We start from the raw sequence: 13,669 nt of genomic DNA, 5'->3' as shown, positions 1-13,669 counted from the left end.
GATATGCTTTTTTAAAGCAGGTCTTTCATGTCCAAGGGCATTTCACAGGTTACTTGTATATTCTTATTTGTGAATGGATGCTGTAAGGTCAACAATGAGGCATGAAGAGCTAGACGATGAATTTTATCAGATGGTGTACCATATAAAGAATCGCTCAACAAAGGGTGTTTTAAGGCAGCCAAATGTACACGTATCTGATGGGTGCGACCAGTAAACAAACGTGCATGTATCCAGGAATAGGCTCCATAATTTTTTTGTAAAGTAATCGTTGTTTTGGCATGTTTTCCTGTTGCGGATACGCGCATTTTTCGGGCATCATGACGATCTCTGGCGATGGGATAGGTGATCGTTTGTTTTTTCTGATGGATGCTGCCTTCCACAATAGCTTCATATTCACGTTGTATCTGTTTTTCTTTCATCATATGATCCAATAATGGTTGAAAGAAAGGTATTTTACAAAACAGAACGATTCCACTTGTCTCTTTATCTAAGCGATGTAAGGGACGAACGGGTGCAGTGATTCCTTGCATCAAATAATACCCTTGTACACGATTGCATAAGGTATGTGATGTATCTACACCATCGCTATGTACCAAAAGATGACTTGGCTTATTTACAGCTAATAATAATTCATCTTCATAACAAATCGAAAGCTCTGTAAAGTCTGGCGGTATCGAGGACAAAGTCTCATCAGGTAAGTGAATCTGTACTTCATCATTTTTGGTAATCGATTGATTTTGTTTGCATAAGTAGCCATTGAGATATAATTGCTTGTTTTGATATAAGAGATAACGCGCTTTTTTTGACTGATGCAGATCTTGTAATAGTGTATCTATATCACTATCCTGTTCGCTTTGGATTTGTATACTATGATACTTCATTGTGATCTTCATTTAGATTACTCCTATCTTTTTGAAAGTAGCGTATCATGAATTAGGAAAAATGAAAAGAGTAAATACTTTATTTAAACGATTGTCCTTAAAGAAACAAACACCATCTTCATCATTCAAAAAATTTTTAGTGCATATCATTTTTCATTTTAAAAGGACGATGGTATACTGACAACGTATTAAGGAAATACTGACAACGTAAGATTATAAACAACGATAAAACAGGAGGAAATGAAAATGAAATTATTAAAATGTGCAGTATGCGGCAATATTGTCGAAGTAGTAGAAGATAAAGGCGTTCCAATCATGTGCTGTGGTCAGCAGATGCAAGAATTAAAAGCCAATACAACAGATGGAGCTTTAGAGAAACATGTACCTGTAGCTGAAATTGTTGATGGTAATTTACATGTGAAAGTCGGCTCTATGGAACATCCTATGTTAGCTGAACACTTCATTACAATGATCTTAGTAGAATTTGGTGATAACTTGTATCGAGTAAACTTAAAGCCAGGTGAAAAACCAGAAGCCGTTTTTGCTTTAGGTGATTATAAAGGCAAAATCCATGTTTACGAATATTGTAATCTGCATGGCTTATGGAAAACAGACCTTGAGGCATAATTAACGAAAAAGGAAGATAGGAAAGAAATGGACTATGGGACATAGTCTTTTTCTTTATGCTCTTGCATTCACTTTCTCACCTGCGATACAATACACTTGTATTGACAGGAGGAATATGAATATGGGCTATAAGCTGGAAATCTGCTGTGGCAGTTATGAAGATGTATGTGCGGCTCAACGCGGTGGTGCCGATCGTGCTGAATTAAATTCGGCTTTACATATGGGAGGATTAACCCCTTCACTGGCATCTTTAATCATGGCTAAACGTGATTGCCAAATCCCAATCATTGCCATGGTAAGAGGACGTGGAGCAGGTTTTTGTTATAATGAAACAGAGAAAAAAGTTATGTTAGAAGATGCAGCCCTTTTATTGGAACATGGGGCGGATGGCTTGGCTTTTGGTTATTTAAAGGAAGATGCAACTATCGATGAAGAAGCTGTTCGTATCATGTGTGATTTGATCCATTCCTATGGCAAATGTGCGGTTTTTCATCGAGCCTTTGATTGTGTGAAAGATATGGATGGGGCTATGGAGAAATTGATATCTTTAGGGGTGGATCGCGTATTGACTAGTGGAGGACAGCCGAATGTAGAAAAAGGAAGTGAGATGCTGGCCCATCTACAAAAAACCTATGGTTCTCAGATGGAAATCTTGGCAGGCTGCGGAGTTAATGAAATGAATGCCAAAGATCTGATTGAGATAACGAAGGTTCAGCAGCTGCACTCTTCTTGCAAGGTATGGAAAAATGATCCTACAACTATCGGCAAGCAGGTGAGCTATGCCTATGCTGCAGCACCTCATGAAATGGCTTATGATGTGGTTAGTGAAGAACGTGTACGCGCTTTGCGAAAAGCCATGATGTAAAGGCATACATAAATTTCTTATAAAATAGTCAAAGCTATAGAAGTGATGAGATGTTGAGGTGTATAATAAGAAAAAAGGAGAAGGATAAACATGGAAAATTTTACGTATACAATACCTACGACCATTTATTTTGGTAAAGGACAGGTGAAACAAATCGGTGATATTGTTTCACAGTATGGAAAGCGTGTATTGCTGGTATATGGTGGCGGCAGTATTAAGCGCAATGGTATTTATGATGATGTTACAGCTATTTTTAAAGAAAACGGAATTACGTATTTTGAATTAGCAGGAGTAGAACCTAATCCACGTATTACAACCGTACGTAAGGGTGTAGAAATATGCCGTAAGGAAAATATTGAAGTCGTATTGCCAATCGGTGGAGGTTCTACGATTGATTGTGCAAAGGTCATTGCTGCAGCAACAAGCTATAGCGGTGATGCTTGGGATATTGTTTTAGATCCAAGCAAAGTTGTCAGTGTCTTACCAATTGTTAGCATTCTAACATTAGCTGCTACCGGCTCTGAGATGGATACCTTTGCCGTCATTAGCGATATGGACAGCAATGATAAGATTGGTACTTCTCATGAAGATATGCGTCCGAAAGCATCTATTCTAGATCCAACCTATACCTTTAGTGTTCCGGCTTATCAAACAGCTGCCGGAACAGCTGATATCATGTCACATATCATGGAATGCTATTTCTCAAATGTGCAAGGATATATGCAGGATCGTATGGCGGAAGGTTTGTTAAAGACCTGTATTGAATTTGGTGTGAAGGCAATCGCTAAACCTGATGATTATGAAGCCAGAGCGAACTTGATGTGGGCAAGCAGTTGGGCAATTAACAATTTCATCAAGCTGGGCAAGGCTGTTGAATGGAGCGTACATCCTATGGAACACCAGTTGAGTGCTTACTACGATATTACGCATGGCGTAGGGTTAGCTATTTTGACACCACATTGGATGGAACATGTATTGAATGATAATACTGTAGAAAAGTTTAAAGAATTCGGTGTCAACGTTTGGAACCTGTCAAAGGATGAAGATGCTTATACGATTGCTCATCAGGCAATTCAAAAAACCAGAGAATATTTTGTAGCTATGGGCATTCCTACAACATTGCGCGAAGTTGGCATTGTGGATGATCGCTACTTTGATGTAATGGCAGAGAAAGCATGTGCTGGATTAGAAGCTGCTTTTGTACCATTAACCAAAGAGGATGTTAAAGCTATTTATCAAAAAGCACTTTAAAAAAGAAACAGTAAAATGGCAAGCATAAAAAAGGTCAGAACTTCTGACCTTTTTGCGACTTTTGATAGTTTATTTCTCTGTACGATAATAATGAACCAGAGCCTGTGTACCATTGTTTCCTTCGGTTTTTGCTAATTCTTCATACATCTCACATACTGTATTCAGCATTGGTAAATTAACTTTGCCAGCCATTTCTTCTTGAACGATATGCATGTCTTTAATGAAATGATGGATATAAAAACCAGGAGCAAAATCCTTTCGCAAGACACGTGGTGCGGTATTGGCGATTTGCCAACTTCCAGCAGCGCCACCCTTGATTGCTTCTAACATGGTTTCTACATCCAAATGATTTTGTTCAGCATAAACAATAGCTTCACTCATGGCTGCGACTGCACCAGCAACAGCGATTTGATTGCAGGCTTTTGTATGCTGACCACTACCAGCCTCTCCCATATAATGCAAACTATTGCCAAGTAGGGATAAAACTGGCGTAACTGTTTCAAATATTTTTTTATCTCCACCAACCATGATAGATAAAGTGGCAGCTTTTGCTCCACTATCTCCACCGGAAACAGGAGCATCCAAGATATCTAAACCATGGTTCTTAGCTTCTTTGTAGAGCTGTTGTGCAAGCTTTGGAGAACTGGTTGTAAAATCAATCAAGATAGTACCAGCTTGTACTGCCGAAAAGATTTTTTGATAAACCTCCGCAACATCTTTTGGATAGCCAACCATGGTACACACAAGCTCTGCATCGCTCACACATTCTTCAATGCTGTCACAAACCTTTACACCATCCTTGGCTAGATCCAATGCTTTCGCTTTGGTACGATTGTATGCAGAAACACTATGTCCGCCATGCACAAGGTGCAGCAGCATGCTTTTTCCCATGACTCCGGTACCAATCCAAGCAATTTTCATATAATCACCTTCCTTGCTTCTTATTATAACGTATCAGCTTTTGAAAGCAAAGATGCGAATACTTGCACATCATAAAAACAACATCTGCAGCATATAAAAGGACAAGCAGGAAAAAAGGGCTTGCAGCAAACGGAACAATAAAAATTTGCCATAGGATAGAGGAACATGCTCAACCATAGAAAAAATCTGCATATGGACGCAGAAACCGCCAAAGGACAATAGCACACAGAGCAGCAGTTGGATTAGTATGGGAGCATAAGGAAGACTTTGGAGTAAGACAGCTCCACTGGAAAATTCAGCACTGATACGCAAAGGCAGTGCAACAGCTTCGGGTAAAAAGGAGAGCAGCACCCCGCTGATGCTTAGAAATAACATGAGGTAGCCACCAATCATATATAAGGACAGACCGCTTTCTTTGACAGCTATAGACAACTGTTTCATCATGGGCTGTGCAGCACTAGGGGACAAGGCTGCCTGAACACTTTGCTTACGGGTAAAAAACAATAAAAAAAGGCCAGCGAATAACTGTGCTGCATAAAGTAAAATACCGATCTTTACCGAATGATAAAATACTACACCACAAGTCATAATGACAAAACCAGGAGTTGCAAAACAGCAGGTATATAACAAACGCTGTGCCTGTGGTAAGGATAACGTATGCTCGTGATATGCTTCATCAATTAACAGTGAGCCGGTGGGAAAACCTAGCAGCATTGTACAAAGAACCAGCTGTACACCGGCTTTGTTCATGTTCAGCAAAGTCGGAAGAAAAGGCAGTGGAACTAAAGCAAAGGCATGTGTGTGATATAAAAATTTCACCAGTACCATTGTAACAAACATCGAGGGAACCAACTTTTCAAACCAGATCGTCAATCCTTGTTGTGCATATTGCAGGGTCAAGGAGCCAAAGCAAAGTGTGATAAGGAAACTAAATAAGAGGAAGGGAAGCAGGAGTTTCTTCATGTACATCACCTATTCTATCGTATGATGTTCATGAAAAAAACATGAGGGAAACAACGTTAGATACAAATCGCAATTACCACATGCTCTTTTGCAGGAAACCTTTAGGAAATAAGAAGGGGACTTTGCGTTTTTCATAAAATATGGTAAACTATAAACTCAGAAAACAAAAAGGGTGATATGATGATAGCATTATTAGCAAAAAAAATGATACCAGATCATGAGAATATCGAAAATGAAAAGGTTCGTCGTGCCTATGGAAATCTAACAAGCACGGTAGGCATCGCCAATAATATTCTTTTATTTGTCTTTAAGTTTATCGCCGGTACTTTAGCACATAGTGTTTCTATCACAGCCGATGCAATCAACAACCTGTCGGATGCCGGAAGCTCTGTGATTTCTTTGATTAGTTTTAAGTTATCCAGCAAACCGGCTGATGAGAAACATCCTTTTGGGCATGCACGCTATGAGTGTATTGCCAGCATGGTGGTGGCTTGTCTGATTTTATTGTTGGGCTTTGAATTAATTAAAACAAGTTTAGATAAGATTTTACATCCGGAAGCAGTCGTCTTTTCCTGGCTGTCTTTAGTTATCTTGGTGTTTTCCATCTCGGTGAAACTGTGGATGTATTCCTATAATAAAAAATATGGCAGATTGCTGCAATCTAGCATCATGGAAGCTACAGCAGCTGACAGTATCAGTGATGTTATGGCAACCGGAGCGGTTTTATTATCTTCTATTATTTCTCCTTTGATCCATTTTAACCTGGATGGTTATATGGGCATAATCGTTGCCTTTTTCATTCTATTTGCCGGAACCGGTATTATTAAACAGGCTCTTGATGAATTGTTAGGCCAGGCCCCTAGTGAAGATTTGGTAGAAAAGATTCAGCAAAAGATTATGAGTTATGAGGGCGTATTAGGTATGCATGATTTGATGATCCATGACTATGGCTCACATAACACTTTTGCCAGTGCTCATGTAGAGGTGGATTGTAAAGTAGATGTCTTAAAGTCCCATGATATGATTGATAACATCGAGCGTGATTTTAAAGACAATATGGGATTGGAAATGGTATTGCATATGGATCCCATCAATATTGATGATCCTTTAACGAATGAATTGCGTGATTACATTCGTACATCTGTAAAGGAGATACATGAAGATCTAACCATCCATGATTTCCGCATCGTACCTGGAGAAACCCACACCAATTTAATTTTTGATGTTGTTGTACCTTTCCATGTGAAGATGAGCAACCAGACCATCTTAGATATGTTATCGGAAAAAGTAAGTGCGAAAGGGCATACCTATTATTTGGTTGTGACCTTTGATCGTGCCTATACCAGTCAATCGAAAACAGAGGCTGCCCAAGAATAGTTGTCAGAAAGTGGTACAGCTAGAAAGCAATTGTTAGAAAATATCCATTTAAAAAAAACCAGTCAGAACTTTCAGTGAAAGTAAAGGCTGGTTTTGTTTCTTTTAATTTAACGTTTCATCATAATAAAGCTAAGATGTCTGCCACAGTCATGATCTCTGCGATAGCTGAACAGCGCTTCATTTGGCTGAAAGGTATCGTTTTTATTTACCGTTATTTGTTCTTCGGGAACACCTAGCTGTAACAGCATGGCTTTATTTAATCCTTTGTTGTTTACCAATGCCTTGCCATTTTGCAAATAGGTGATATAAGCGGATGTATCAAAGCTCATCTGCTGCACTTTTTCAATGACATCTTGACCTACCTCAAAGCTATGATAGTTAATGGCAGGACCGATGTAGGCATGCAGATGGGCAGGCTGTACCCCTTCCTGTGCGAGCAAATAGGCAACACTTTTTCGTGTGATTTCTTTTACGGTACCTTGCCATCCACTATGAATCGCCGCAATTAGGTGGGTGAATGGATCATACAACAGCACCGGTACACAGTCGGCATGAAAAACACCAAGGGCAATATGACTTTCTTTTGTATATAAAGCATCACAATCCGCAATACCATCCACATAAAGCAAGCTGCCCTTTCCTGCATCTGCCTTTGTTACTTCATGCATATGATCACTATGGGTCTGCTGTGCAAATACCCATTGATTTAGAGAAATATCAAGATCCTCGCTTAATCCTTGGCGATTCGCAATTACATCAGTCAGGTTTCCTCCCACATGTAAAGCCATATTGTTGTCTTCTTTTACTTGAACATCACGCAGCGTTGTTCCAGCTACGATATCTTCATTATCTTTCCATATTATTTTATTCATAATAACCTTCTCTTTCTTCTCTATAGTATACGATTTTGATAAGAAAACTTTCTTATTTTCATAATAGAATTACATACAGCGAAAGTATAGCATGCTTTTTTTAAAATGCAAACGCCTTTGCCTCTAAGAAAGGAGGCATATGGCAAAGGATTTTTAGGAAATTAGCACTAAACCCTTGTTATTACAGCGTAGCTTTTGTCTTAGTTCATAGAGTGCCGTAAAGTGCCTATTTACAAGCTTTTCACGGGTTTTATCAATTTATCACATTTCATCAAAAATCGTCAATATACAAAAAATTGGTGTCAAAATTGGTGTCAAATAACCTCAATTTGAGATTTTGATGAGTAACACATCAGTAAAAAAATTAAATATTTCATAGACTATGGAACGCCTAACATGACGTTCCTTTTCTATTTCCAGCCGTTCATTATGGACGGCTATTTTATTACCAAAAATGAAAGGAGCAATAGATTTATGAAAAAGACATGGAAACGATTGTGTACGGGCTTCTTAGCTCTTGCAACTGTCGTTACTGCTTTACCGACTACACCCGTCCATGCAGAAAGTAAGCAATACTGGACGGAAAGTGCAGAGCGTGTCGGTATCATTGAAAAAGTAATGAATGACGGTTCTATCGGTTCGACATTCAATGAGGGCTATATGAAAGTCGAGGGCGAAACTGCCTATTGTATCGACATCAATACAGATTTTAAGAATGGCTACAAGACCAGAGCTGACGCAAGCTCACGCATGAGTGCCGACCAGATTTCAGATGTGGCGTTATCCTTAGAGTATGTCAAACAGTATGGCGAAGCTCACAAGGAACTGAACTACAAGCAAGTCTATCTGCTGGAACAATGTGTCGTCTGGCAGAGATTGAGCGTACATCTTGGCTGGCAATGTGATAACGTGCGAGCTTCTTATGATGAAATACCAAAGGCTACGCAGGACGAAGTTTTCGCTGGTGCAAGAGCCTTTGTCAAAGAAAATAAAGGACGTTATGAATGTGGCGGTTATATCTACTCTGGCGAGGGGCAGGAATTGGGACAATTCTGGGCGAAACTGAATGTCGGAAATGCGAAACTGCAAAAGACTTCCAGTAATACCAGCATTACCGACGGTAACGGGAATTACGCTATCGCTGGTGCGACATACGGTGTCTTTGCTGATAAGGACTGCACGAAACAGCTTGCCACCCTTACGACTGATGAAAACGGAAATACGGACGTTGCAGAGGTAACGGCTGGCACAGTCTATATCAAGGAATTATCCGCACCAGCAGGATATAAAGTAGATAAAACTGTATATTCCTTAAAGGTTGAAGCTGGAAAAACAGCGACTTTGAAAGTATCAGATACACCGAAAGTAACAGACACTTTGATTGAGCTTTTCAAGATAGATATGGAAACACAGAAAGACAATCCGCAAGGGAACGCTTCTTTAGCAGGTGCGGAATTTACATGGAAGTATTATGCTGGTTTCTATAATAAAGACAATCTCCCTGCCGAAGCTACTCGTACATGGGTTACAAAGATAATCGCTGAAACAGACAGCGACGGGACAACTCATTACATCACAAAATTAGCGGACGCATACAAGGTATCTGGCGACAGCTTCTATATGCAGGACGGCAAGGCGGTTCTTCCACTTGGAACGCTAACCGTAGAAGAAACAAAAGCTCCAAACGGCTACTTGTTAGAGGGTGCATATATGCAGGCTGGCGATAAGTCCGAACAGATAAAAGGCTTATACCTTACACAGATTACCAAGGACGGCGACCTTGCCGTATTATCTGGAAGTAACCAGTTTTCCGTATCAGACAAGGTTATCCGTGGCGGTGTCAAAATTCAGAAACGAGATTTAGAAACGGGCGATACAAAGCCACAAGGAAGTGCAACCTTGAAAGATACTGCTTTTGACATCATTTCCTTAAATGATAATTCTGTTTTGGTTGAGGGCAAGCTATACAAGAAAAATGAAGTGGTAAAAACAATTCGTACAGATATTGAGGGTGTCGCTTCTACTTCTGTTGACCTCTTACCTTATGGAAAATTCCGTATCGTTGAGAGTGAAGCTCCCGACGGTTACTTAACTGACGGTGCAAAACCGATTGATTTTACAATCACAGAAAATGGAAAAATCGTGGACTTAACAGACGAAGCCCATTCTATCTATAATCAGATTAAGCGTGGAGATATTGAGGGTGTAAAAATCGGTGCAGGCACACACAAGCGTCTTGCTGATGTTCCCTTTAGGATCACAAGCAAGACAACGGGCGAAAATCATGTTGTGGTAACTGATGATAACGGGCAGTTCTCCACTTCTTCTGAATGGGCTTCACATAAGCACAATACTAACGCAGGCAAGACAAGCGAGGACGGTGTATGGTTTGGAACTTCTGAACCAGACGACAGCAAGGGTGCATTACCTTATGATACCTACATCATTGAAGAATTACGCTCTGATAGTAACAAAGGCTTTGAACTTATCCCACCTTTTGAAATCGTGGTATCAAGAAATAACCTTGTGATTGATTTAGGAACGCTGACTGATGAATACGAAAAAGAAATTTCTATCCATACCACAGCGACCAGCAAGGACGGCGAAAAAACTATCCTTGCAGGAAAAGAGATTACGATTGTTGATACTGTAAAATTGGACGGACTTACAAAAGGCACAAAATATCAGCTCAAAGGCTGGCAGATGTTAAAGGAAGAAAACGCAGAACTTCTTATTGACGGGAAACGTGTAGAAAACGATTATACCTTTGTCGCTGATGATGAGGAAATGAAAGTGGAAATTTCCTATACATTCAATGCGTCTGCTTTAGGTGGCAAAAACCTTGTTACCTTTGAAGAATTGTATGATTTAAGCAATCCAGACGAACCCGTAAAAGTTGCAGAACACAAAGACATTGAGGACGACGGGCAAACGGTACTTATCACAGAGCGTATCATCAAGATACATACGACCGCTACCGATAAGGACGGCAACAAAGAGCTTGAAGCAGGAAAAGACGTTACAATCATTGATACCGTAACCTTAGAGGGCTTAGAAATCGGTACACAGTACAAACTTGTGGGCTGGCAGATGTTGAAAGAAGAAAATGCAGAACTTCTTATCAATGGAAAGCGTGTGGAAAGCGATTATACGTTTACCGCTGACAGCGAAACTATGAAAGTGGAAGTTGCTTTTACGTTTGACGCTACTTCTCTTGACGGCAAACAGCTTGTAACTTTTGAAGAATTATATGATTTGAGCAATCCAGACGAGCCGAAGAAAGTTACCGAGCATAAGGATATTGAGGATAAGGGACAGACGATTACCTTTAAGGAAAAGTCAGAAGAACCAGAAAAACCCGAAACGCCACCGACACCAGAAAAGCCTAACAGACCTAGCGACAGTCCCAAAACGGGCGATAACACCAACCTTTACGGACTGCTTGCACTTCTTATGACTTCTGGTGCTGGGCTGGCAGGTATCTTCTTCTACAAACGCCGTAAAATGAAGAAATCATAAGGCAGTAACGGTATGAAGAAAGAAAAATCACGCTCTCCGCCGAAGCGGTCAAACGGCAGACTTCCGCTTATTCTGGCTTGTCTGCCTACAACCTGCAAGAACACGGATAGTCAAGGGTGCGTAAGCATTGATTTTACCCTTTACTATCTGGGGGATTGCTGGTACTTCCCAAACCGCCAGAATAAGAAATCACAATCAAAAAACTTATCAAATATAGAAAGAAACGAGGTAAAACAATATGGAAATGAAATATGTCGTGCCAGATATGGCACAGTCTTTTGGAACTCTTGAATTTGCAGGCGAAAGTGAGCCAGTCTTTGAAAGAGATAAAAATAACCGCAGGGTCTTAGCCAGACGAAGCTATAACCTTTATTCTAACGTACAGAAAGGCGAAAATGTTGTCGTAGAAATTCCCGTGCAGGCAGGCGAAAAGAAGTTCAAGTATGAGCAGAAAGTAAAACTTGTCAATCCGAAGTTATACGGCAGAGGTTACGCAATCGGGGATATGGGACATACCGATTATGTGTTAGTTGCTGATGATATTATAGCAGTTGAAGAAAAGTAAAGGAGTGAAGAATTTATGAGATTATCAAACGGTTTTGTTATTGACAAAGAGAAAACATTTGGAGAATTAAAATTTACAGCGGTGCGTGATGTGTTCTTGCAGAATGAGGACGGAACACCGAGTACCCAGCTTAAAAAGCGTATCTATGATTTGAAGTGCAGTCTGCATGGTGGAATTATCCCCGTGTCTGTACCGCCAGAAGTACCGTTAAGGGAATTTCCTTACAATGCAGTCGTGGAGCTTGTCAATCCCGTAGCCGATACGGTATCAAGAAAGACGTTTGGTGGTGCAGATGTGGACTGGTATGTAAAGGCAGAGGATATTGTCTTGAAGAATAAAGGCAACCAGAACGCAGGCAATCCACAGAATAATAACACGCAGGGACAGCCGAAAAAACAAAATTAGAGATTAGATTTTTATTGTGAGGTAATTCGTTGAATGATATAATTAGGATAAATTGTGAGGTGCTTATCTATGAAAGTATTAGTTAGTTCATGTATCATGGGAAAAAACTGCAAATATAACGGTGGGAATAATCTCAATCCGAAAGTTGTAGAGTTTCTAAAAGACAAAGAGGTTATCGAGATTTGTCCAGAATTATTAGCGAATATGCCTACACCACGTCCTAGTGCGGAAATAGTAAATGGTATTGTCATGGATATAAATGGAAATATTGTTGATGAGGAATATCGTCATGCGGTACAGTTGGCTTTAAATGAAATAAAAAGTGTGGAAATAGACTTAGTTATTCTGCAATCAAGAAGCCCAACTTGTGCAGTCAAAAATATTTATGATGGTAGTTTTACGGGAAAATTGATAAAAGGTCAAGGTCTGTTTGCACAAGCGTTAATTGAGGCTGGATATAAAGGGTTGGACTCAGAAGATTTTTAATGAATAGTAATGAAAAAGCAGTTAGTCTTAGGATTGACTGTTTTTTTCATACCCAGAAAGGAGTGATTGATTTATGCGTAAGATTTGGAACAAAGGACACCGTATCAGAGCCAGCGACAAACACCTTGTCTATCATTTTTCCATAGGGACGCTTCTGTTTGTATTCGTGGCGGTTCTCTTGTTACTCAATATCAAACAGCTCATGTGTACCGATTGGGAGCATTTCAGCTTGTTAGAGAACGGCTTGGCGCTTTCCCCTTACAACTTCATAACCATACTGATAGCGACTGGTGTTTGTGCATTGGTCGCTTTTCTATATTACCGCTTTTGTTACGACGGTTTCAAGAAGCTCCTGCACCGTCAAAAGCTGGCAAGAATGGTACTGGAAAATAAGTGGTATGAAGCTGATACCGTACAAGACAGCGGTTTTTTTACTGACCTGCAAAGCAGATCAAGGGAAAAAATCGTCTGGTTTCCAAAGATTTATTATCAAATGGAAAAGGGACTGCTTCATATCCGCTGTGAAATTACGCTGGGGAAATATCAAGACCAGCTTTTACGGTTAGAGGATAAATTGGAAAGTGGCTTGTATTGCGAACTGACCGACAAGACCTTACATGACGGTTATATCGAATATACCCTGCTTTATGATATGATAGCGAACCGCATTACCATTGATGAAGTACGGGCAGAAAACGGCTGTCTTAGACTGATGAAAAATCTTGTCTGGGAATATGACGCACTCCCTCACGCTCTGATTGCTGGTGGGACTGGTGGCGGTAAAACGTATTTTCTGCTGACGCTCATTGAAGCCTTACTGCATACTAACGCTGTCCTTTACATCTTAGACCCGAAGAACGGTGCGAGACGTTTCTACTTGAAAAGAGTAGACACTGCACAATCAATTAAAATTGTGTTGGAGAACTGAACACGCGAA

General features: G+C 40.1%; 12 protein-coding genes and 1 pseudogene. 9 read left to right on the top strand and 4 right to left on the bottom strand.

Annotated elements, in window-relative coordinates; all coding sequences use genetic code 11:
- Positions 1–11: 11 nt before the first annotated feature.
- On the bottom strand, positions 12–893 hold the full coding sequence (locus tag ACESSZ_RS06675) for an RluA family pseudouridine synthase (protein ID WP_120136559.1): 882 nt from the start codon (positions 891–893) through the stop codon (positions 12–14).
- 234 nt (positions 894–1,127) lie between these two features.
- Here ACESSZ_RS06675 and ACESSZ_RS06670 point away from each other — a divergent pair, with 234 nt between their 5' ends.
- The 3 genes from ACESSZ_RS06670 (at position 1,128) to ACESSZ_RS06660 (ending at position 3,624) form a co-directional block, all read left to right on the top strand.
- Positions 1,128–1,508, top strand: a complete 381-nt coding sequence (locus ACESSZ_RS06670) for a desulfoferrodoxin family protein (RefSeq protein WP_008689034.1) — start codon at positions 1,128–1,130, stop codon at positions 1,506–1,508.
- A gap of 121 nt (positions 1,509–1,629) precedes the next feature.
- A complete protein-coding gene (locus ACESSZ_RS06665; protein WP_020991168.1) occupies positions 1,630–2,373 on the top strand; it encodes a copper homeostasis protein CutC in 744 nt (247 codons plus the stop codon).
- Positions 2,374–2,463: 90 nt separating this feature from the next.
- Positions 2,464–3,624, top strand: a complete 1,161-nt coding sequence (locus tag ACESSZ_RS06660) for an iron-containing alcohol dehydrogenase (protein WP_120136560.1) — start codon at positions 2,464–2,466, stop codon at positions 3,622–3,624.
- A gap of 69 nt (positions 3,625–3,693) precedes the next feature.
- On the opposite strand, the gene ACESSZ_RS06655 is transcribed toward ACESSZ_RS06660, so the two are convergent.
- Positions 3,694–4,545: an NAD(P)-dependent oxidoreductase gene (locus ACESSZ_RS06655; protein ID WP_331866878.1), complete on the bottom strand. Its 852-nt coding sequence runs from the start codon at positions 4,543–4,545 to the stop codon at positions 3,694–3,696.
- A gap of 69 nt (positions 4,546–4,614) precedes the next feature.
- The gene (locus ACESSZ_RS06650) at positions 4,615–5,508 is read right to left on the bottom strand and encodes a membrane protein (RefSeq protein ID WP_008689030.1); all 894 of its coding nucleotides are present in this window, start codon (positions 5,506–5,508) and stop codon (positions 4,615–4,617) included.
- A 177-nt stretch (positions 5,509–5,685) separates the two neighbouring features.
- On the opposite strand from ACESSZ_RS06650, the gene ACESSZ_RS06645 reads away from it, so the two are divergent.
- Positions 5,686–6,885 (top strand): cation diffusion facilitator family transporter, encoded by a 1,200-nt coding sequence (locus tag ACESSZ_RS06645; RefSeq protein WP_008689029.1) that lies wholly within the window; start codon positions 5,686–5,688, stop codon positions 6,883–6,885.
- Positions 6,886–6,992: 107 nt separating this feature from the next.
- Here ACESSZ_RS06645 and pgeF read toward each other — a convergent pair whose 3' ends face one another.
- Positions 6,993–7,757: a peptidoglycan editing factor PgeF gene (pgeF, locus tag ACESSZ_RS06640; RefSeq protein ID WP_331866877.1), complete on the bottom strand. Its 765-nt coding sequence runs from the start codon at positions 7,755–7,757 to the stop codon at positions 6,993–6,995.
- A 474-nt stretch (positions 7,758–8,231) separates the two neighbouring features.
- On the opposite strand from pgeF, the gene ACESSZ_RS06635 reads away from it, so the two are divergent.
- From ACESSZ_RS06635 to ACESSZ_RS06615, 5 genes and pseudogenes are all read left to right on the top strand, one after another.
- Entirely contained in the window at positions 8,232–11,276 is a 3,045-nt protein-coding gene (locus ACESSZ_RS06635; protein WP_499842719.1) for an SrtB-anchored collagen-binding adhesin, read from the top strand.
- 238 nt (positions 11,277–11,514) lie between these two features.
- Positions 11,515–11,841 (top strand): YdcP family protein, encoded by a 327-nt coding sequence (locus ACESSZ_RS06630; RefSeq protein WP_499842718.1) that lies wholly within the window; start codon positions 11,515–11,517, stop codon positions 11,839–11,841.
- 15 nt (positions 11,842–11,856) lie between these two features.
- The gene (locus ACESSZ_RS06625; RefSeq protein WP_009319862.1) at positions 11,857–12,246 is read left to right on the top strand and encodes a YdcP family protein; all 390 of its coding nucleotides are present in this window, start codon (positions 11,857–11,859) and stop codon (positions 12,244–12,246) included.
- A 69-nt stretch (positions 12,247–12,315) separates the two neighbouring features.
- Entirely contained in the window at positions 12,316–12,732 is a 417-nt protein-coding gene (locus ACESSZ_RS06620; protein ID WP_499842717.1) for a 2-thiouracil desulfurase family protein, read from the top strand.
- A gap of 73 nt (positions 12,733–12,805) precedes the next feature.
- Positions 12,806–13,591: pseudogene (locus ACESSZ_RS06615) on the top strand (ATP-binding protein); the annotation flags it as partial.
- Positions 13,592–13,669: the final 78 nt, after the last annotated feature.

It is taken from the genome of Eubacterium sp. 3_1_31 (assembly GCF_964249515.1).
Taxonomy (GTDB): domain Bacteria; phylum Bacillota_I; class Bacilli_A; order Erysipelotrichales; family Erysipelotrichaceae; genus Longicatena; species Longicatena caecimuris.
This window is presented reverse-complemented; position numbering and strand designations above follow the sequence as displayed.